Raw genomic sequence first — 21,100 nt, forward strand, 5'->3', positions numbered from 1 at the left:
CCCGTACGCCGGGCGTCACTCCGCCTGCAGCACCAGCAACGCCAGATCGTCCTCCGGCGGCCGTCCGCCGAACTCGTGCACCAGGTGCCGGATCCTTTCAGCGATCAGCTCCGCGTTCATCCCCGCGCACCCCGCCAGCGCCGCCGCCAGCCCGTCCCCGTCGTCGAACTGGCGCGAGCCGCTGCGACGCTCGGTCACCCCGTCCGTGACGCACAGCAGGGTGTCACCGGGCCGCAGCTCGAAGCTCTCGCTGATGTACGTCTCGTCCTCCACGACCCCGAGCAGGGTCTGCGGCCGCGCCGCCGTTCGAACGTCGCCGCCGGGCCGCAGGAGCAGCGGCAGCGGGTGTCCGGCGGAGGCCACGGTGCAACGGACGCCGCCGTCGAAGGGGGCGAGTTCGCCGTAGAGCAGCGAGAGGAAGCGGGTCTGCGGGCCCTCGCCGGGGCCTGCGGGGCCGACCAGGGCGCGGGCGGCCGCGTCGGCGGCCTCCGTGGCGTCGTCGAGGAGGAGCTGATTGAGGCGGTCGAGGACGTCGGCGACGCGGTAGCCCTCGCGGGCGAGCAGCCGCAGCCAGGGGCGGGCCAGCCCGATCACGACGGCCGCCTCGGGCCCCTTGCCCTGCACGTCCCCGATGGCGAAGCACCAGCGCCCGTCGCCGGCCGGGAAGAGGTCGTAGAAGTCGCCGCTGGGCCCGCCCTTGTCGCAAGGCTCGTACACCAGGGCGCTGCGCACGCCGGGGATCTGCGCGACCGCGCCGGGCAGCAGGCCGCGCTGGAGCACGGCGCTGATGGTGGCCTGCCGGGCGTACTGCCGGGCCGCCCCGATGGCCAGCGCCACCCGTCGGCTCAGGTCCTCGACGAGCCCGGTGATCTCGTCCGGGAACCCGGGGACGCCGGCCCGCCCGATGACCAGCGTCCCGAGCGGCCGTCCTCCGGCGACGAGCGGGTAGGCGAGGGCGACGCCGGTCCCCGCGTCGGCGACCAGCCCCTCGGGAACGACGGACGCGCCGTCTCCTCGCCCCTCCCCGGGCCAGGAATCCGCACCCCAGGAATCCGCACCCCACGCGTCCGACGGCCACGGGTACGGCGTCGGTCCGGACGGCGTCGGACCCTCCCCGCCGCGCGGTGGCTCCTTCTCCAGACAGCGGCGGAGTTCCTCGATCCGCTCCTCGCTGGCGTGCCACACCCGCGCCAGGCGCGTTCCGCCCGCCCCGCCACCCATGGCCTCGTCCGCCAGCCAGACCGCGCACCAGTCGGCGAGGCGGGGCACGATCAGCTGGCCGGTGAGCGCGGCGACCAGGTCCTCGTCCAGCTGCCCGGCGAGCAGGTCGGAGGCCTCGGCGAGGAAGGACAGCGCGCCCCGCCCGAGCCAGTCCCGGTCCCGCTCGGCCCGCTGCGGCGCGGGCGCGAGCAGCTCGGCGCCGGAGAAGCCCGTGTCCTCCGGGTCGTGCCCCTCCGCGTCCGGGCACACCTCGGCGGACATCCGCGCCCACACCGACTTGGCGCCCCGCCGGTACGTCACGCCCCAGGACTCGGAGAGCGCGGCGACCAGCCGCAGCCCGCGCCCGTACTCCGGTGTCTCGTACGCGGCTGCGCCGTCCCCGTCGCGGGGCGGCCGTGAGGGATGGTGGTCGCAGACCTCGACGACGACGGCACCGGTGTCCGGTTCCAGCCGGCAGACGAGCTCGACATCGGTACCGGCGTGCACGACGGCGTTCGTCACCAGCTCGCTGAGGACGATCATGGCGTCATGGGCGAGCCGGTCGGTGAGCCCCTCGGCGCCGGGCAGTCCGAGGGCACTCCACTCCTGGAACGCCGTGCGCAGCAGTCCCCGCGCGGTACCCGGCGCGAGAGGGCTTCCGCCGAGAGCGGCGCGCACCTGCGCGCCGGGGCGCACGGCGGCAAGGGACCCGGACTCCCTCTGCGCCGGAACGGCCCCCATCTACGGCTGCCCGAGCGGCTCGGACCAATACGCCTCGATCACGTCCGACAGGGTGACAGACAGGTCCCGCCCATCACCGCGGAGTTACCGAAGTGGCCAATTTCGACCAGAAAACGCCAGCCGTGCGTACACGGGAGGCGTAAACCAACCCGGGGACGCGGACCTGTGTCCAAAAACAGCACGACCGCGTACGCGCGACCGGCCCTCGGAACGGCCGACCGCGCGTGCGCCCCCTCAGCGTCCCCCTACGCCTCGCGCGTCCCCTCGTACATCTCCTCCAGCAGATGCTGGTACTCGCGCTCCACCACGGGCCGCTTCAGCTTCAGGCTCGGCGTGATCTCCCCGTGCTCCACGTCCAGGTCCCGGGGCAGCAGCCGGAACTTCTTGATCGTCTGCCAGCGCTGCAGCCCGGCGTTGAGCTGCTGCACATACCCCTCGACCATCGCCAGGGTCGCCGGCGCGGCGACCACCTCGGCGTACGGCTTGCCCTCCAGCCCGTTCTCCTGGGCCCACTGCATGATCGACGCCTCGTCGAGCGCGATCAGCGCGGTGCAGAAGTTCCGGTCGGCGCCGTGCACCAGGATGTTGGAGACGTACGGGCACACCGACTTGAACGCGCCCTCGACCTCGCTCGGCGCCACGTACTTCCCGGCCGAGGTCTTGAACAGGTCCTTCTTGCGGTCGGTGATCCGCAGATACCCGTCGGGCGACAGCTCGCCGATGTCCCCGGTGTGGAACCAGCCGTCCGGCTCCAGCACCTCGGCGGTCTTCTCGGGCAGCCCGTGGTATCCCTCCATGATCCCGGGCCCGCGCAGCAGGATCTCGCCGTCCTCGGCGATCCGCACCTCGGTCCCGGGCAGCGGCTTGCCGACCGTGCCGGTCCGGTACGCCTCACCCGGGTTCACGAAGGACGCGGCCGACGACTCGGTCAGGCCGTACCCCTCCAGGATGTGGATGCCGGCGCCGGCGAAGAAGTAGCCGATCTCGGGCGCCAGCGCCACCGACCCGGACACGCACGCCCGCAGTTGCCCACCGAAGGCGTCCCGCAGCTTGGAGTAGACGAGCGCGTCGGCCACCTTGTGCTTCGACGTCAGCGCGAAGGGCGCCGACGCGGTCCCGGTGCGCCGGAAGTTGTCCTGCGTGACCTTCGCGTACTCGCGCGCGACACCCGCCGCCCACTGGAAGATCTTGTACTTGGCGGCGCCACCGGCCCGGGCCTTCGCGGCGACACCGTTGTAGACCTTCTCGAAGATCCGCGGCACGGCCGCCATGTACGTCGGCCGCACCACCGGCAGGTTCTCGATGATCTTGTCGACCCGCCCGTCGACGGCGGTGATGTGCCCCACCTCGATGTGCCCGGAGGTCAGCACCTTGCCGAAGACGTGCGCGAGCGGCAGCCAGAGGTACTGCACGTCGTCCGGCCCGAGCAGCCCGGTCGAGGCGATCGCCTTCGCCATGTACGACCAGTTGTCGTGCGGGAGCCGGACACCCTTGGGCCGGCCGGTCGTACCGGAGGTGTAGATCAGGGTGGCCAGCTGGTCCTTGGTGATCGCGCCGACCCGCTCCTTGACCAGGCTGGGCTCCTTCTGCAACCGGGCCGCGCCCAGCACCTCCAGCTCGGCCAGACTGAGCACCCCGTCGCCGGTCTCCACGCCCTGCGCGTCGATGACGACGACATGCGTGAGCTCGGGCAGCTCGGCGCGCCTCTCCTGCGCCTTGGCCAGCTGCTCGGCGTTCTCCGCGACGAGCACCCGGCTGCCGGAGTCCGCGAGGATGTACGCCGACTCCTCGGCGTTGGTCTGCGGATAGATCGTGGTGGTGGCCGCGCCCGCGCACATGATGCCGAAGTCGGCGAGGATCCACTCGATCCGGGTGGCCGAGGCCAGCGCGACCCGCTGCTCCGGCTCGACACCCAGCTCGATCAGTCCGGCGGCGATCGCGTACACCCGCTCGGCGGCCTGCCCCCAGCTCAGCGACTTCCAGTCGTCCGGCCCCTGCCCCGAGGCCGGCGGGACCGGATAGCGGTAGGCCTCGGCGTCCGGGGTGGCCGAAACGCGCTCCAGGAAGAGGCCCGCTACGGACGGCGGACGGTTCTCGATCAAGGTCTGTGTGTCGCTCACGACATCCTCCGGGGCCCGCGACGGTGCGGCTGGCTCAGGGCGTCTTGCGCCTTCAATGCGGCAGTTTTCACTCGCGAGCCGTTGTTTAACTCGCGAGTAACTATCGAGCAGGGATCAGGGTAGATGCCTATCGGCCACTGCGTAAGTGTCCGCGCTTCGTCACTTCCTCCAGAAGGACGGCCGTACGCACGCGACAGGGGCCCGCCGTAACCTACGGCAGGCCCCTGTTTGCGTGATGTGCGAGGCAGTCCCTCGTTGACGCCGGCTACTTCTTGCTCTTGCCCGACGCCGCGCTGTCATCGCTCGACAGCACCGCGATGAAGGCCTCCTGCGGAACCTCCACGGAACCGACCATCTTCATCCGCTTCTTGCCTTCCTTCTGCTTCTCCAGCAGCTTCCGCTTACGGGAGATGTCACCGCCGTAGCACTTGGCGAGGACGTCCTTGCGGATGGCGCGGATGGTCTCGCGGGCGATCACCCGGGAACCGACGGCGGCCTGGATGGGCACCTCGAAGGCCTGCCGCGGGATCAGTTCGCGCAGCTTGGCGACGAGCCGCACCCCGTAGGCGTACGCGGCGTCCTTGTGGGTGATCGCCGAGAAGGCGTCGACCTTGTCGCCGTGCAGCAGGATGTCGACCTTGACCAGGCTGGAGGTCTGCTCGCCGGTGGGCTCGTAGTCGAGGGAGGCGTAGCCGCGGGTCTTGGACTTCAGCTGGTCGAAGAAGTCGAAGACGATCTCCGCGAGGGGCAGTGTGTAGCGGATCTCGACGCGGTCCTCGGAGAGGTAGTCCATGCCGAGCAGAGTGCCGCGCCGGGTCTGGCACAGCTCCATGATCGAGCCGATGAACTCGGTCGGCGCCAGGATGGTGGCCCGGACCACCGGCTCGTAGACCTCGCTGATCTTGCCTTCGGGGAACTCGCTCGGGTTGGTCACGATGTGTTCGGTGCGGTCCTCCATCACCACGCGGTAGACCACGTTCGGCGCGGTGGCGATGAGGTCGAGGCCGAACTCGCGCTCCAGGCGCTCACGGATCACATCGAGGTGCAGCAGGCCGAGGAAGCCGACGCGGAAACCGAAGCCGAGCGCCGCGGAGGTCTCCGGCTCGTACACCAGCGCGGCGTCGTTGAGCTGGAGCTTGTCGAGGGCCTCGCGCAGCTCGGGGTAGTCGGAGCCGTCCAGCGGATACAGGCCGGAGAAGACCATCGGCTTGGGGTCCTTGTACCCGCCGAGGGCCTCGGTCGCACCCTTCGCCTGGCTGGTGACGGTGTCACCGACCTTGGACTGGCGGACGTCCTTCACCCCGGTGATGAGGTAGCCCACCTCGCCGACGCCGAGGCCGTCGGCGCCCAGCATCTCGGGCGAGTTGGTGCCGATCTCCAGCAGCTCGTGGGTCGCGCCCGTGGACATCATCCGGATGCGCTCGCGCTTGTTGAGCTGGCCGTCGATGACCCGGACGTAGGTGACGACGCCCCGGTAGGAGTCGTAGACCGAGTCGAAGATCATGGCACGCGCGGGGGCGTCCTTGACGCCGACCGGCGGCGGGACCTCCCGGACCACCCTGTCGAGCAGCGCGTCGACGCCGAGCCCGGTCTTGGCGGAGACCCGCAGCACGTCGTCGGGCTCGCACCCGACCAGGTTCGCCAGCTCCTCGGCGAACTTCTCCGGCTGCGCGGCCGGAAGGTCGATCTTGTTCAGCACGGGGATGATGGTGAGGTCGTTCTCCATCGCCAGGTACAGGTTGGCGAGGGTCTGGGCCTCGATGCCCTGGGCGGCGTCCACGAGGAGGACGGTCCCCTCGCAGGCGGCGAGCGACCGCGAGACCTCGTAGGTGAAGTCGACGTGCCCCGGGGTGTCGATCATGTTGAGGATGTGCGTGCTGCCCGGGTCCTGGGTGGGGGCCCAGGGCAGGCGCACGGCCTGGGACTTGATCGTGATGCCGCGCTCGCGCTCGATGTCCATCCGGTCGAGGTACTGAGCACGCATCTGCCGCTGCTCGACCACACCGGTCAGCTGGAGCATCCGGTCGGCGAGGGTGGACTTGCCGTGGTCGATGTGCGCGATGATGCAGAAATTGCGGATCAGAGCCGGGTCGGTACGGCTCGGCTCGGGCACATGGTTAGGGGTCGCGGGCACGCAGGGTCCTGTCTCTTGAGGCGCCTTATGCCTCGGGTCGGATCGTTACGCAGCCTCCATGGTCCCATGGGCGGCGACCGGGGACCGGTTTGGGCCACCAGGGGCGCCGCTGGTACCTTGGGCCGATGTGCCTCATGCCCTCTCAGCACGAGGCGCGTCCTAAGAAATCACCTGGCACGGGTCCCGGAGTCGCTTCGGCCCCGCGCCTGAACCTGAAAAGGCTCATTCGTGGCGAACATCAAGTCCCAGATCAAGCGGATCAAGACCAACGAGAAGGCCCGGCTGCGCAACAAGGCCGTCAAGTCCTCCCTGAAGACCGCGATCCGCAAGGCCCGCGAGGCCGCTGCCGCGGGTGACGTCGAGAAGGCCACCGAGTACCAGCGCGCTGCCGCGCGTCAGCTCGACAAGGCCGTCTCCAAGGGCGTCATCCACAAGAACCAGGCCGCCAACAAGAAGTCGGCGCTTGCTTCCAAGGTCACCGCGCTCAAGGGCTGAACCCTTCACTGATCTGATCGCCGGAAGGACCCAGGGCGGGCCCTCTCTCATCCGCCCCCGACCGGCACACCCGGATTCGCGCGCGGCCTGCGTTCGCCACGCGGGCGCGAATCCAGCAGCTTGATTCGCAGGCCCCGGCACCCGCTCTTCCCCAGAGCGAGCACCGGGGCCTTCGGCATGCCACCCCGACCGTTGCCGCGGGCGGGCCGCGGGCCAGGGCTCTAGCCGCGCCCCCGCGACCGCGCCGCCCGTGCGATCGTCACGACCGCCTTCTCCAAGGCGTACTCCGGATCGTCGCCGCCCCCCTTCACGCCCGCGTCGGCCTCGGCGACCGCCCGCAGCGCCACCGCCACCCCGTCCGGCGTCCAGCCCCGCATCTGCTGCCGCACCCGGTCGATCTTCCACGGCGGCATCCCCAGCTCCCGCGCCAGATCGGCCGGACGGCCACCGCGCGCGGAGGACAGCTTCCCGATCGCGCGCACGCCCTGCGCCAGCGCGCTGGTGATCAGCACCGGCGCCACCCCGGTCGCCAGCGACCACCGCAGCGCCTCCAGCGCCTCCGCGGCCCGCCCCTCGACCGCCCGGTCGGCGACCGTGAAGCTCGACGCCTCGGCCCGCCCGGTGTAGTACCGCCCGACCACCGCCTCGTCGATCGTGCTCTCCACGTCCGCGCACAGCTGGGACACGGCGGACGCCAGCTCCCGCAGATCGCTGCCGATCGAGTCGCAGAGCGCCTGGCAGGCCTCCGGCGTCGCCGACCGCCCCAGCGCGCGGAACTCGCCCCGCACGAACGCCAGCCGGTCCGCCGGCTTGGTCATCTTCGGGCACGCCACCTCCCGCGCCCCCGCCCTGCGCGCGGCGTCCAGCAACCCCTTGCCCTTGGCCCCGCCGGCGTGCAGCAGCACGAGCGTGATCTCCTCGGCGGGCGCTCCCAGATACGCCTTCACGTCCTTGATCGTGTCGGCCGACAGATCCTGCGCGTTGCGCACGACGACGACCTTGCGCTCCGCGAACAGCGACGGGCTGGTCAGCTCCGCGAGCGTGCCCGGCTGGAGCTGGTCCGGGGTCAGGTCACGCACGTCCGTGTCGGCGTCGGCGGCCCTGGCGGCTACCACCACCTCCCGCACGGCACGGTCGAGCAGGAGATCCTCCTGGCCCACGGCAAGCGTCACGGGGGCGAGAGGGTCGTCTTGAGCAGTCTTCCTGGCCATCCCGCACAGCATCCCACGCACCACTGACAACGACTCCGTCAGCGGCGACGACCCAGCCGACGGACACCGGCCCTCGCCGAGGGACACCGGCCCTCGCCGAGGGACACCGACCCCGCCGGCTGACACCCACCCGGCCGGCGGTCGACGACCCCGCACCGGCCCCTCGGCCTACGGCTCTTCCCGCCACCCCTCCCACTCCGCCGCGAACTCGTCCAGCTGACCCGCGTCCAGCCGCCCGTCCTCGTCCCGCAGCACGACCAGCCACTGCGCGTCCTCGGCGTCGTCCTCCCCGGCCAGCGCGTCCCGCACCAGCAGCGGCTCCTCACGTAGCCCGAACCGCTCCCCGAGGGCCTCCGCCACCTCCTGGGCGGCATCACGGTCGGGCAGCACCAGCACATGTCTCACATCACTCACGCCAGCCATCTTCCGGCACCGCCCCGGGCCCGCGAGTACGCAGGTCAGTCCTCCCCGCCCCCGCTCCCCCGCACCACCGGCACCCGGTCCAGCCCGATCCCGAACCGCTCCCGGTACACCGCCAGCACCTCCTCGTCCGTCCTCACCTCCCGTGCGTCCCGCTTCCCGTCCGGGGCCGTCACCTTCAGCTGCCGCCCGCTCAGCGTGATCCGCCCGCCGTCCTCCGTGAGCCGGGAGCACACCAGCGACTGCACGAAGTGCGACTCCGGCGAGGTGCTGTGCCACCAGGCCCCGGCCACGAAGTCCCGGAGCACCCGCGGCCGCATCTCCAGCCGGTACACGGGACTGCCGTCCCTGACCAGGTCCACGTCGGGGGTCCCGGCCCCGCCGCCCGCCAGGACGGCACCCCGCGCGCCCGCCGCGTCCGGCCCCGCCTGGGCGAACCGGAACGCACCCCCCGGATCCTCCTGTTCCCGCCCCTCCTCGAAGACCAGGGGGTAGTGGCTGAGCGCGCCGAACCCGACGTCGGCCAGCCACTCCCCCGCGTCCACCGTCCGCACCCGCAGCGCGAGGTGGTCGTAAGGGATCCCGAGCCGCCCGCCCTCCCCGTGGACCCGCCCCGCCAGCAGCGAGACGTCGTACCCCAGCGCGGCGAGCAGCGCCCCGAAGGCCCCGTTCAGTTCGTAGCAGAACCCGCCCCGGCGCGCCCCCACCACCTTGTCCAGCAGCCGCTTCTCCTCCAGCACGATCTCCTCTCCGAGGTGGATGGCCAGGTTCTCGAAGGGGACCGTCTGCAGATGTCGCAGTTGCAGTTCACGCAGGACGTCGATGGTGGGCCATGCCGGGTGCCGGACCCCGAGGCGGCTGAGATAGGCGTCGACCTGTGCGGAATTCATGCCCTCAGTCTCGCGCCACGCGCAACCCTGTGCCCGCACCCACGACCGCCATCGCCCCGTCCACATCCGTCCGCAGCACCGTCGCGCCCCCGTCCCGCAGCGCCGCGACCGTACTGGGGGCCGGGTGGCCGTACGGGTTGTCCGCACCGCAGGAGACCAGCGCCAGCCGCGGCGCGGCCCGGCGTATCAACTCAGGGTCCTGGTAGGCCGAGCCGTGATGCGCGACCTTCAGCACGTCCACGCCGCCCACCAGCGCCGCCGCCGGTGTCCGCGACAGTGCCCGCTGGGCCGGGGGTTCGAGATCCCCGAGCAGCAGCATCCGCAGGCCCGCCGACCGTACGAGCATCGCGACGCTGGCGTCGTTCGCGCCCTCCGGCGCCGGTGACGCTGCCGGCGGCCACAGGACCTGCCAGGACAGGTCCCCCGTACGCCGCCGCTCGCCGGCCAGGGCACGGGTGACCGGGATCCCCAGCGCCGCCGCCTGTCTGTGGACGAACTCCGCCTGGTCAACGGGCTCTTCGAAGCCGGTCGTCTCGATCGCCCCCACGGCCCGCCCCCGCAGCACGCCCGGCAGGCCGGCCACATGGTCGGCGTGGAAGTGCGTGAGGACCACCAGCGGGACACGGGTGATGCCGAGGTCGCGCAGGCACCGGTCGACCAGTCCCGGGTCGGGCCCGGCGTCCACGACGACCCCCGTGCCAGGGCCGGCGGCGAGCACGGTCGCGTCGCCCTGGCCCACGTCGCACATCGCCAGCCGCCATCCCCGCGGCGGCCAGCCCGTGACGACGGAGGCGAGCGGCGGCGGCTGCACCACCGCCAGCACCAGCAGCACCCCGCAGCCCACGCTCAGCCACGGGTGCCGCAGCAGCCGCCGGCCGGCGGCCACGACGGCCACCGTGACGAGGGCGAGCAGTGCCGCCCCACCCCAGCCACCCGGCCAGTCCACCCCGGCGCCGGGCAGCGCCGCCCCGCTCCGGGCGACGTCCGCGATCCACCCGGCCGGCCAACTCGCGCACCACGCCAGCGCCTTGGCCACCGGCATCGTCACCGGCGCCACCGCCAGTGCCGCGAAGCCCAGCACGGTGGCCGGCGCGACGGCGAACTCCACGAGCAGGTTGCACGGCACCGCCACCAGGCTCACCCGCGCCGACAGCACCGCCACCACCGGCGCGCACAGCGCCTGCGCCGCCCCCGCCGCGGCCAGTGCCTCCGCGAGCCGAGGCGGCACGCCGCGCCCGCACAACGCGCTGCTCCAGCGGGGCGCCAGGGTGAGCAGCGCACCCGTGGCCAGCACGGAGAGCAGGAAGCCGTAACTGCGGGCCAGCCACGGGTCGTAGAGCACCAGCAGCAGTACGGCGGTCGCCAGCGCCGGGATCAGCGACTTGCGGCGGCCGGTCGCGAGGGCCAGCAGCGCCACGGCTCCGCAGGCCGCGGCCCGCAGCACGCTCGGGTCCGGTCTGCACACGACGACGAAGGCCAGCGTGAGCGCTCCGCCGGCCACCGCCGTCGTCCGCAGCGAGATGCCGAGCCTGGGCGCGAGGCCTCGCCGCTCACTGCGCTGCGCCAGACCGGGCGGTCCCAGCAGCAGGGCGAGGATGATCGTGAGGTTGCTCCCGGACACGGCGAGCGTGTGGGCGAGGTCGGTCTCCTTGAAGGCCTCGTCCAGCTCCGGAGTGATCCGCGCGGTGTCCCCGACGACCAGCCCCGGCAGCAGCGCCCGCGCGTCCGCCGGCAGCCCGTCCGTGGCCTCGCGCAGTCCCGCCCGCAACCGCCCCGCGAACCGCTGGGCCCCCGACGGCTCCCCCACCACCTCCGGCCCGGCCCGGTCCCGCACGCGCAGCACGGCCGCGATCCGGTCCCCGCCCACCACTGCGGGCGCCAGCCGCCCGGTCACCCTGACCCGCGTGGAGGGCAGCAGCCCGAGCCACTCCCGCCGCCCGGCCACCCCCGCGTCGACGATCACGAGCACGGGCGTCCGTGTCACCGCCCTCGCCCCGGCCGTGCCCTCCACACCACGCACCTCCGCCTTCGCCAGCACGGACACCGGGGCCAGGTGGTTCCCGGTGACCCTCGGCCGCGTGAGCCGGGGATCGGAGGTGACCGCGATCTCCGCGGTCACCGTGGCGAACCGCTCCGCCAGCCCCGGCACCGGTCCCCGGCGCAGGTCGGCTCCGTGCAGCCCGGCCGAGACGGCGGCCGCCGCGACGCAGAGCAGCACGGCGGCGACGGGTGCACGCGAGCGGACGCCCACTGCCGGAACGGCACCCAGCAGCAGCCCGCAGGCCACGACCAGGCCGGCCACGGCCACCCCGGTCAGCAGCCCCGGCGAGGCGTCCGGCGCCAGGGCCGCCGTAGCCCAGGCGGCCAGGGCGGGCGGCACGAGCCGCAGGTCCGTCGGGCCTTCCTGCCGTGGGTGCGCCATACCGAGGCGGCTCGGGGCATCCTCGTGGACGGAGGAGCGCGCACCCTGGATGTCCTCGGAGCGCCTCATGGCCGTACGAGATCCCGCAGGTCGGCGAAGCGCCGTTCACCGATGCCGTTGACCTCCCGCAGCTCGTCCACCGAGCGGAAACCGCCGTGCCGGGTGCGGTGGTCGACGATGTGCTGCGCCAGCACGGGACCGACGCCGGGGAGGGTGTCGAGCTGCTCGACCGTGGCGGTGTTGAGGGAGACGGGGGCTGCGGGCGCACCCGCCCCGCCCGCCGGTACTCCCCCGGCCGGGGCCGCCGGGACGGCCGCGGGGCCCCCGACGACCACCTGCTCGCCGTCCACCAGGAACCGGGCCCGGTTCAGACCCTCGACGTCCGTGCCCGGCCGCACGCCGCCGGCCGCCTTCAGGGCGTCGGCGACCCGTGAGCCGACCGGCAGACGATGGATTCCGGGCTCGCGCACCTTTCCGCTCACGTCCACGACGATCCCGGCGACCGGCGTGCCGGTGGCCGGGCCGGGCGGATCCGTCGCCGTGCCCGCCGCCGTGGCCGGCTCGCCGTCCGGCGGCTGCCCGAACGGCGCGGCCGCCCTGACCACTTCGGGCGCCCGCACGGACTGCGTCCGCCCGGCCCAGAAGTGCTGCACTGCGAACCCCGCGACGACGACGAGCAGCACGGTGAGCGCCACCACGCTCCTGCGCTCCAGGCCGCACCGCGCCTGCAACCACACCGGCATCCGCTCCCGCAGTGCGAGCGCGGCCCGCTCCCGCCGGCCCTCCGTGGCGCCGGGCACGGCCACGGCGGCGTCCGCACCGGCGTCATCCGGTGGTCCCGCTCCCGACTCCCGCCACTTGCCGGCGCGTTCACCGAAGAGCACCTCGGCACGGCGCCGGAGCTCCTCCGCCGAGGCGTGCCGGTGCCGGGCGCGGACCAGGGCGGGAGTGTGGCGACGACGGTGTGCCGTACGGCCGTCGGAGGCGGGTCGGCGGCCGGGGCCGCTCGTCACGGATGCTGCGCGGATGTGTGATCGAAGTGCCATGCGACGAGGATGCGGGCACCCGGCACCCTCGCGATGATCTTGCTCAATTCCCGTGGACCGCCGACCGGTTGTGGAAAACTCCACCACCCACACGGGTGAGACCGCTCACGATTCCGCTCAAGAATCCGCTCAAGAACCGCTCAGGAGAGGGGCCCCCTCACCGCGCCGAAACCACGACCCCCAGCAAACCCGGCCCCGTGTGCGCCCCGATCACGGCCCCCACCTCACTCACATGCAGGTCCGCCAGCCCCGGCACCCGCCCCCGCACCCGGTCCGCCAGCGCCGACGCGCGGTCCGCCGCGGCCAGATGGTGCACCGCGATGTCCACCGGCGCATCCCCCGCCCGGTCGGCCACGATCTCCTCCAGCCGGGCGATGGCCTTCGACGCCGTCCGGACCTTCTCCAGCAGCTCGATCCGGCCCCCGTCCAGCTGCAACAGCGGCTTCACGGCGAGCGCGGATCCGAAGAAGGCCTGGGCCGTGCCGATCCGACCGCCGCGCCGCAGATAGTCGAGGGTGTCGACGTAGAAGTACGCCGAGGTGCCGCAGGCCCGCTTCTCCGCGGCCGTGACCGCCTCGTCGACCGTGCCGCCCGACTGCGCCGCCTCCGCCGCCGCCAGCGCGCAGAAGCCCAGCGCCATCGCGATCATGCCGGTGTCCACCACCCGTACCGGCACCGGTGCTTCGCGTGCCGCGAGGACCGCCGCGTCGTACGTGCCCGACAGCTCGGCCGACAGGTGCAGGGAGACGATGCCCGTGGCGCCCGCCTCGGCGGCCTTCCGGTAGGTCTCGGCGAACAGCTGGGGGCTGGGGCGCGAGGTGGTGACGGGGCGTCGCTTCTGCAGCGCCTGGGCCAGCGAACGGGTCGAGATCTCGGTGCCCTCTTCCAGCGCGCGGTCGCCGAGGACCACGGTCAGGGGGACCGCTGTGATGCCGTGGCGCTCCATCGTCCGGGGCGGCAGGTAGGCCGTTGAATCGGTGACGATCGCGACATGGCGGGACATGAGCTGGAGGTTACCTGCCGTAGCGCCCGGGTGGCAGCCCGGGCCTCTCACCAGCACGGAACATGTGCGAGCAAGCCACGCCGAACCCGCGCGCACCGCATGGGCCACCGGGCCGGCGCCACCTGCTCAGGTCGTGCTCTCGGGGCGGGGCTTCTTCTGCCAGGGGTACGCGGGGCGCGGTCCCGGCGGGGTGATGGCGGGTCGCGTCGGCTCCTCGGCCGTACGCGGTGTGTCCGGCCAGGTCTGCTGCGCGGTCGGGGTGTCGGTGGGCGGGGCCTCGGGCCACGGCGGCGGGGTCGCGGTGGAGTCCGTCGTCGTCCAGTGCCGCAGCGCCCCGCTCTCCACGTCGATCTGCGCGCTCAGCGCGTCCAGGTCGTCGTCGGCGAAGCGCCCCGCGCGGTCCCGGGCGGCCCAGCGCAGCGACTCCGCCGAGTGCGTGATGCGCGCGGTGCGGTCGCGCAGCTCGGGCAGCCGCCCGGCGAGCCTCGCGCGGTCCGGCTCGGACTCCAGGCGCCTGAGCTCGGCGTCCAGTTCGTGCCCGTGGGCGCTGAGGCGCTGGAACAGGCCGAGCGCCTCCTTCAGGGACTCGTCCTCGGCCGCGCCCGCCTGCAGCGTGTCCTGGGTGGCCCGCATCGACGTGCGCAGCTTCAGCCGGAGCTGGGCGATCTCGCCCACGGGGCCCGCCTGGGTGAAGGACTTGGCCCGCAGCGTGTGGTCCTCGACCGTACGACGGGCCTGCGTGAGGGTGCGGTCCACGCCGCGCTTGGCGGCACCGACCACCTTGACCGTGGCGTACGCGCCCAGGCCCAGGAAGAGCACGAAGAGCAGGGCGAACACCATGATCACTGCTTCCACGACGCTCCTCCTCCGAACCGGCTGCGGCCCACACCGCGCTCCTCTTCAACGGTAAACGCAACGGGCAGGCCCGGAGTTCCGGAAGAACCCCGAACCTGCCCGCAGAGCACCCCGAACCGTCCCGTAGGGGACGACCCGGAGCAGGGGCCTCACCGCCCCCGGACATCCGCGCCGAATGGATCGCCCCTACGCCGGAACGATGTTCACCAGCTTCGGTGCCCGCACGATCACCTTCCGGATCCCGGCCCCGCCCAGCGCCGCGACCACCTTCTCGTCGGCCAGCGCCACCTTCTCCAGCTCCTCGTCGGAGATCGCCGGGGGCACCTCCAGCCGCGCCTTGACCTTGCCCTTGACCTGCACCACACAGGTCACGGTCTCGTCCAGGACGTACGCGGGGTCGGCGACGGGGAAGTCCGCGTGGACGACCGAGTCGGTGTGCCCCAGCCGCCGCCACAGCTCCTCGGCGATGTGCGGCGCCAGCGGCGCGACCATCAGGACCAGCGCCTCGGCGACCGGCCGGGACACCGCGCCGCCCGCCTTGGTCAGGGTGTTGTTCAGCTCGGTGACCTTGGCGATCGCGGTGTTGAACCGCAGGCCCTCCAGGTCGCCGCGGACACCGTCGATGGCCTTGTGCAGGGCACGCAGCGTGTCCTCGTCGGGCTCGGCGTCGACCACGGTCACGTCACCGCTCGTCTCGTCGACGATGTTGCGCCACAGGCGCTGCAGCAGCCGGTACTGACCCACCACCGCGCGCGTGTCCCACGGCCGCGACACGTCCAGCGGGCCCATGGCCATCTCGTACAGCCGCAGCGTGTCGGCGCCGTACTCGGCGCAGATCTCGTCCGGGGTGACCGCGTTCTTCAGGGACTTGCCCATCTTGCCCAGCAGCCGGGTGACCTGCTCGCCCTCGTAGTAGTACGCGCCGTCGCGCTCCTCCACCTCGGCGGCCGGCACCGCGATGCCGCGGCCGTCCCGGTAGACATAGGCCTGGATCATGCCCTGGTTGAACAGCCGGTGGAACGGCTCGGCGGACGAGACGTGCCCCAGGTCGTACAGCACCTTGGACCAGAAGCGGGCGTACAGCAGGTGCAGCACGGCGTGCTCGGCGCCGCCGACGTACAGGTCGACGCCACCGTGTGGCTGGCCCTCGCGCGGGCCCATCCAGTACTGCTCGATCTCGGGTTCGACCAGCCGCTCGCTGTTGTGCGGGTCCAGGTAGCGCAGCTCATACCAGCAGGAACCGGCCCAGTTGGGCATGGTGTTGGTCTCGCGGCGGTACTTCTTCGGGCCGTCGCCCAGGTCCAGCGTGACGTTGACCCAGTCCTCGTTGCGCGACAGCGGCGTCTCGGGCTGGGTGTCGGCGTCGTCCGGGTCGAAGGTGCGCGGCGAGTAGTCCTCGACCTCCGGCAGCTCCAGCGGCAGCATCGACTCGGGCAGGGCGTGCGCGATGCCCGCCTCGTCGTACACGATCGGGAACGGCTCGCCCCAGTACCGCTGCCGGCTGAACAGCCAGTCGCGCAGCCGGAAGTTGACGGTGCCCTCACCGATGCCCCTGCGCTCCAGCCACTCGGTGATGCGCGCCTTGGCGTCGACGACCCCCAGACCGTCCAGGGAGACGTCCTCGCCGGACGAGTTGACGATCTTCGCGTCGTACGAGGCGAAGGCGTCCTCCCAGGTCGAGGCGTCGGTCCCACGGTCGTCGGAGGGCTCGACGACGCATCGCATCGGCAGTTCGAAGGCGCGGGCGAAGGCGAAGTCGCGGCTGTCGTGCGCCGGGACGGCCATGATCGCGCCGGTGCCGTAGCCCATCAGGACGTAGTCGGCGATGAAGACCGGGACCCGCTCGCCGTTGACCGGGTTGGTCGCGAACGCGCCCGTGAAGACACCGGTCTTGTCCTTGGCCTCGGCCTGCCGCTCGACGTCGGACTTGGCGGCGGCCTGCGCGCGGTACGCGGCGACGGCCTCGGCCGGGGTCCGGTGACCACCGGTCCACATCTGATGGGTGCCCTCGGGCCACTGGTCCGGGGTGAACTTCTCGACCAGCGGGTGCTCGGGCGCCAGCACCATGTAGGTCGCGCCGAACAGGGTGTCCTGGCGTGTGGTGAAGACCGTGATGTGCTCGCCGTCGATCGGGAAGTCGACGCGGGCGCCCTCGGAGCGGCCGATCCAGTTGCGCTGCTGCAGCTTGATGGCCTCGGGCCAGTCCAGCGCCTCCAGGTCGTCCAGCAGCCGGTCGGCGTAGGCGGTGATGCGCATGTTCCACTGGCGCAGCTTGGCCTTGAAGACGGGGAAGTTGCCGCGCTCGGAGCGGCCGTCGGCGGTGACTTCCTCGTTGGCCAGGACCGTGCCCAGGCCCGGGCACCAGTTGACCGGCGCGTCCGAGGCGTAGGCCAGGCGGTACTCCCCCAGCACGTCGGCGCGCTCGCCGGCGCTCAGCTCGTTCCAGGAGCGCCCGCCGGGCAGCGCGCGCTCACCGCTCTCGAACTGGGCGACCAGCTCCGCGATCGGGCGGGCCTTCTTCGCCTCGTCGTCGTACCAGGAGTTGAAGATCTGCAGGAAGATCCACTGGGTCCACCGGTAGTAGTCCGGGTCGATCGTGGCGAACGACCGGCGCTTGTCGTGGCCCAGGCCCAGCCGGCGCAGCTGGACCTTCATGTTCTCCATGTTGGCCTCGGTGGACACGCGCGGGTGCGTGCCGGTCTGCACGGCGTACTGCTCGGCGGGCAGGCCGAAGGCGTCGAAGCCCAGGGTGTGCAGCACGTTGTGGCCGGTCATGCGCTGGAAGCGCGCGAAGACGTCGGTGGCGATGTACCCCAGGGGGTGGCCGACGTGCAGCCCCGCACCGGAGGGATACGGGAACATGTCCATGATGAATTTCTTGGGCCGCGCGACGATCTCGGGGTCGCCCGCCAGGTCACCCTTGGGGTTCGGCGCGGCGTAGGTGCCCTCGGCGTCCCAGAAGTCCTGCCAGCGTGCCTCGATCTCGGCCGCCATGGCGGCCGTGTAGCGGTGCGGCGCGGCATCCACCGACATGCCGGGGGTGGCTGCGGGGTTCGTCTCGCTCATGATCCTCAAAGCTCCATCGATCGTCTCTGCCAGCGGCTGTGATTCTTCAGAAACGAAAAATCCCCTCGCACAGGAGGGGACGCCGCGCCGACTCCGGCCACTCGACTCACCCGGTGGCCGGGACTGATCAGCGCGGCCCGCTAAGCAGAAGGCGTACGGCACGCATGGCGTCAGGGTACCGCAGCCGCCGCGCCGACCGCGACGGACTTGAACGCCGGTCAAAAATTACTCCGCGTAACGGCCACTTAGGGGCAGAACCGCGAGCACATCGTCGTTTGATAACAACGCAATAACTCAAACCTCGTACCCATCGGTTTGGGCGCGACTTAGAGTGCGGCGCGGGACCGCTTTCCCGAATCCGCTCGGAGTTGCCCCCATGAACCCTCGACGTAGTACCAGCTCGCTCCCCCAGCCTGGCCGATCGGCCTATGGGGTCGCGACCGCTGTCACCCTTGTGGTCATACCCGTCGCCGTGCTGGTCGGAGGTGATCAGTTCCGCGAGTTCCTGAACTTCGGTGCGGGCGTCCTGTCCCTCGTGACCCTCACCGGTTCGGTGCTCTGGGGCCTCTTCGCCCAGGACCGGATCCTGCTCAACGCGCGCCAGCGCATCCTCGGGCAGGCGGTGCACCGGACGATGGCGGTCGCCTCGATCGCGTTCCTGCTGCTGCACATCACGACCAAGCTCGCGCTCGACCACGTCGGCTTCCTCGCCGTGATCATCCCGTTCTCGCTCGGCGTCACCGGCAGCGCGGGACTGATCGGACTCGGCTCGGCGGCCGCCCTGCTGATGATCTTCGTCGGCGTCACCGGCGCGCTGCGCGGCGCCTTCGCCTCCCCGGCGCCGGTCGCCTCGCGCTGGCGGGCGATGCACAACCTGGCCTACCCGGCCTGGTGCGCGGCCCTGGTCCACGGCCTGTTCGCGGGCCGCGAGGCCAAGCCGGTCTTCGTGATCCTCTACGGCCTGTCCCTGGTCGCCGTGATGGCCGCCCTCGCCCTGCGCTCGGCACCCCGCTCGGTCAAGCGCCAGGTCGCCGAGCGGGTGGGCGCCCTCCTCGGCACCCAGCAGCTGCCGGGCCGCGAGGACCTGGACGCGAGCCGCGCGCGGGTGAGCGGCGAGTCCGCCCTGCCGGGCTACGAGAAGGCGCTCCCCGGTTACGAGAGGCAGCGCCCGGCGGCCGGCCCCACGGCTCCGTCGTACGCCCCCTCCGAGGCCTCCGCACGCCCGTCCGCGGCGGAGACCACGGGCGGTTTCGCCGCCGCCTACCGCGCCGTCGGCAACACCCCCCGGCCTCAGCAGTCGTTCGCCGACCGGACCGCCCGCATGGAGGTACCGGACTACCAGCCCACGGAGGCCTTCCCGCGCCTGGAGAGCCCGTCCGGATCATGGCCGATCCCGTCCCCGCCGCCGGTCGGCGAGGCGCCCCCGTCGGTCTACGACCCGCTCCAGGACACGGGATACAACATCCCGGCCTATGGCAATTCGGGCGCGGCCGGCCATGGATCTAGTGACGTGTACGACACCGGTGAGATGAACGCGGCCTTCGGCACGTATTACCCGGACGACACGTACAACAACAGCGGTCCCGCCACTGAAACACTGCCCGGTGCGTCCTACGACTTCGACGCACCGGGTTCGGGCGAACCTTGGAACACGCCTTCCGGAGGCTTTAAGTGAACGAGGCCCTGCCCGACGTCCCAGAAGTCCGCGTGGTCGGCCTTCCTCAGCTCACGTCGGGCTTCGACCTTGTCGAACGACTCGATCTGCCCATGCACCTCAAGGTGCACGGGCCGCTCGAACCACTGGGCGGCGAGCAGCTCGCGCAGCTCGCCGAGCGCATCAACCTCAGGGGCCGCGGCGGCGCGGGCTTCCCCTTCCACAAGAAGCTGCGCTCGGTCGCCGAAACGGCGATCAAACGCGGCGTCCGGCCGGTCGTCGTCGTCAACGGCAGCGAGGACGAACCGGCCTGCCGCAAGGACACGGTGCTGATCAACCGTGCTCCGCACCTGATCCTGGACGGTGCCCTGCTGTGCGCCGAGGCGATGGGCGCCCGCACACTCGTGGTGGGGGTCACCCGTGAGTCCACGCAACGCTCCATGGAGGCCGCGCTCGCCGAACGCGGCCTCAGCAACGGCCGCCGGTCGGTCCTGCGGGCCCGCGTGCAGCGCAACCCGGTCCGCATGGTCACCGGCGCCGCCGCCGCCCTGATCCGCTCGATCGACGGCGGCCCGGCCATCCCGCCCGGCCGCAAGATCAGCGCGTCGCAGAGCGGGGTCGGCGGCGCGCCCACCCTGCTGTCCAACGCCGAGACGTTCGCGCAGCTGGCGATCGCCGCCCGCATCGGCCCGGAGCGCTACGGCAACACCGGCCTCTACGACGAACCGGGCACCGTCATGCTGACGGTCTCCGGCGCCGTCGCCCGCCCCATGGTCATCGAGGTGCCCACCGGTGTGCCCCTCCGCTACGTCCTGCAGCTCGCCGGCGCCCCGCCGGTCCCGCAGGGCGTGCTGACCGGCGGCTACCACGGCAAGTGGATCGACGCGGCGACGGTCAACGAGGCGATCGTCTCGCGCAACTCGCTGGACGCGGTGGGCGGTTCGCTGGGCGCCGGCGCGATCCTCCCGATCACCCAGGACACCTGCCCCCTGGGCGAGTCGCTGCGGGTCGCCCAGTGGCTGGCGGAGGAGAGCGCGGGCCAGTGCGGCCCCTGCTACCTCGGCCTGCCCGCCGCCGCGCGCGGCCTGGAGGACATCCTCAACGGCGGTGGCCCCGCCGCCCTGGAGGCGCTGAAGCAGGTCGCCAAGAACGTCAAGCGGCGCGGTGCGTGTTCGCACCCCGACGGTTCCGCGATGTTCCTGGAGTCGACCGTCAAGGCCTTCACCGACGACCTGGCGGCCCATGTCCTCGGCAACGGCTGCGGACGGCCCGTGCAGGGCGTGCTGCCGCTCTTCGAGGGCGGCCGTGCCCCGACGGGCATCCCGGGCGGCGCGGGTGAGGAGAACGGCCCCAGCCGCCAGAAGATCTACGTCGACTGGACGCTGTGCCGGGGCCACGGCCTGTGCGCCGACATCCTCCCGGAGGTCTTCGAGCTCGGCGCCGACGGATTCCCGACCGTCGCCCAGGCCCAGGTACCGCGCCGCGCCGAGGACAAGGCGCTGCGCGCGGTCCGCCGCTGCCCGGCTCTCGCCCTGCGCATCGAGGAGCAGGCGGAGCGGGCACCGGCCCGCAACAACCTCCCGGTCCTGTCCCAGGGCCGCGGCCGCCGCGCCCTCGGCCGCTGACGGCAGACGAAGGGGCCGCCTGGAAGCAGGCGGCCCCGAACCCCCTCGAACACCCGGGAAAACGCAAAGATCCCACCGGGTCGAATCCGATGGGATCTGCTTGTGGAGCTAAGGAGAATTGAACTCCTGACCTCCTGCATGCCATGCAGGCGCTCTACCAACTGAGCTATAGCCCCTTGTGCTGTTCCGCCGGTCTCCCTGGCGGCGACGCCAACATT

14 protein-coding genes and 1 tRNA gene are annotated in these 21,100 nt (G+C 72.2%); 3 read left to right on the forward strand and 12 right to left on the reverse strand.

The annotated features are described in order from the left end of the window. Nucleotides 1–15 precede the first annotated feature (15 nt). From AB0O67_RS12080 to lepA, 3 genes are all read right to left on the reverse strand, one after another. Nucleotides 16–1,941, reverse strand: coding sequence for a SpoIIE family protein phosphatase (locus tag AB0O67_RS12080; RefSeq protein WP_365448898.1), 1,926 nt, complete (start codon nucleotides 1,939–1,941; stop codon nucleotides 16–18). Between the two features lie 245 nt (nucleotides 1,942–2,186). Then, nucleotides 2,187–4,061 carry an AMP-dependent synthetase/ligase gene (locus tag AB0O67_RS12085; RefSeq protein WP_365448900.1) on the reverse strand — a complete coding sequence of 625 codons (1,875 nt, stop codon included), beginning with the start codon at nucleotides 4,059–4,061 and terminating at the stop codon, nucleotides 2,187–2,189. A 265-nt stretch (nucleotides 4,062–4,326) separates the two neighbouring features. Then, nucleotides 4,327–6,195 (reverse strand): translation elongation factor 4, encoded by a 1,869-nt coding sequence (lepA, locus tag AB0O67_RS12090; RefSeq protein ID WP_365448902.1) that lies wholly within the window; start codon nucleotides 6,193–6,195, stop codon nucleotides 4,327–4,329. Nucleotides 6,196–6,423: 228 nt separating this feature from the next. On the opposite strand from lepA, the gene rpsT reads away from it, so the two are divergent. Beyond that, a complete protein-coding gene (gene rpsT / locus AB0O67_RS12095; RefSeq protein ID WP_019074070.1) occupies nucleotides 6,424–6,690 on the forward strand; it encodes a 30S ribosomal protein S20 in 267 nt (88 codons plus the stop codon). A gap of 221 nt (nucleotides 6,691–6,911) precedes the next feature. Here rpsT and holA read toward each other — a convergent pair whose 3' ends face one another. From holA to leuS, 8 genes are all read right to left on the reverse strand, one after another. Continuing rightward, on the reverse strand, nucleotides 6,912–7,901 hold the full coding sequence (holA, locus tag AB0O67_RS12100; protein WP_365448904.1) for a DNA polymerase III subunit delta: 990 nt from the start codon (nucleotides 7,899–7,901) through the stop codon (nucleotides 6,912–6,914). A gap of 168 nt (nucleotides 7,902–8,069) precedes the next feature. After that, nucleotides 8,070–8,315, reverse strand: coding sequence for a hypothetical protein (locus tag AB0O67_RS12105; protein ID WP_365448906.1), 246 nt, complete (start codon nucleotides 8,313–8,315; stop codon nucleotides 8,070–8,072). A gap of 44 nt (nucleotides 8,316–8,359) precedes the next feature. Further along, complete coding sequence (locus AB0O67_RS12110) at nucleotides 8,360–9,211, reverse strand: arylamine N-acetyltransferase (RefSeq protein WP_365448908.1); 852 nt, start codon at nucleotides 9,209–9,211, stop codon at nucleotides 8,360–8,362. 4 nt (nucleotides 9,212–9,215) lie between these two features. Then, nucleotides 9,216–11,702 (reverse strand): ComEC/Rec2 family competence protein, encoded by a 2,487-nt coding sequence (locus AB0O67_RS12115; RefSeq protein WP_365448910.1) that lies wholly within the window; start codon nucleotides 11,700–11,702, stop codon nucleotides 9,216–9,218. Further along, nucleotides 11,699–12,679, reverse strand: a complete 981-nt coding sequence (locus AB0O67_RS12120) for a ComEA family DNA-binding protein (protein ID WP_365448912.1) — start codon at nucleotides 12,677–12,679, stop codon at nucleotides 11,699–11,701. The genes AB0O67_RS12115 and AB0O67_RS12120 overlap by 4 nt, the downstream gene beginning before the upstream one ends. Before the next feature lie 157 nt (nucleotides 12,680–12,836). Further along, nucleotides 12,837–13,682 carry a DegV family protein gene (locus tag AB0O67_RS12125; RefSeq protein ID WP_365448914.1) on the reverse strand — a complete coding sequence of 282 codons (846 nt, stop codon included), beginning with the start codon at nucleotides 13,680–13,682 and terminating at the stop codon, nucleotides 12,837–12,839. A 126-nt stretch (nucleotides 13,683–13,808) separates the two neighbouring features. Then, nucleotides 13,809–14,537, reverse strand: coding sequence for a hypothetical protein (locus AB0O67_RS12130; RefSeq protein ID WP_365448916.1), 729 nt, complete (start codon nucleotides 14,535–14,537; stop codon nucleotides 13,809–13,811). 186 nt (nucleotides 14,538–14,723) lie between these two features. Further along, nucleotides 14,724–17,603 carry a leucine--tRNA ligase gene (gene leuS, locus AB0O67_RS12135; protein ID WP_365448918.1) on the reverse strand — a complete coding sequence of 960 codons (2,880 nt, stop codon included), beginning with the start codon at nucleotides 17,601–17,603 and terminating at the stop codon, nucleotides 14,724–14,726. A 376-nt stretch (nucleotides 17,604–17,979) separates the two neighbouring features. On the opposite strand from leuS, the gene AB0O67_RS12140 reads away from it, so the two are divergent. After that, nucleotides 17,980–19,278 (forward strand): cytochrome b/b6 domain-containing protein, encoded by a 1,299-nt coding sequence (locus tag AB0O67_RS12140; RefSeq protein ID WP_365448920.1) that lies wholly within the window; start codon nucleotides 17,980–17,982, stop codon nucleotides 19,276–19,278. Beyond that, nucleotides 19,275–20,882, forward strand: coding sequence for an NADH-ubiquinone oxidoreductase-F iron-sulfur binding region domain-containing protein (locus AB0O67_RS12145; RefSeq protein WP_365448922.1), 1,608 nt, complete (start codon nucleotides 19,275–19,277; stop codon nucleotides 20,880–20,882). The genes AB0O67_RS12140 and AB0O67_RS12145 overlap by 4 nt, the downstream gene beginning before the upstream one ends. A 103-nt stretch (nucleotides 20,883–20,985) precedes the next feature. On the opposite strand, the gene AB0O67_RS12150 is transcribed toward AB0O67_RS12145, so the two are convergent. Beyond that, a tRNA-Ala gene (locus AB0O67_RS12150) sits at nucleotides 20,986–21,058 on the reverse strand. Nucleotides 21,059–21,100 lie beyond the last annotated feature (42 nt).

This window comes from Streptomyces sp. NPDC086077, assembly GCF_040686175.1.
In the GTDB taxonomy this organism is placed as follows: Bacteria; Actinomycetota; Actinomycetes; order Streptomycetales; family Streptomycetaceae; genus Streptomyces.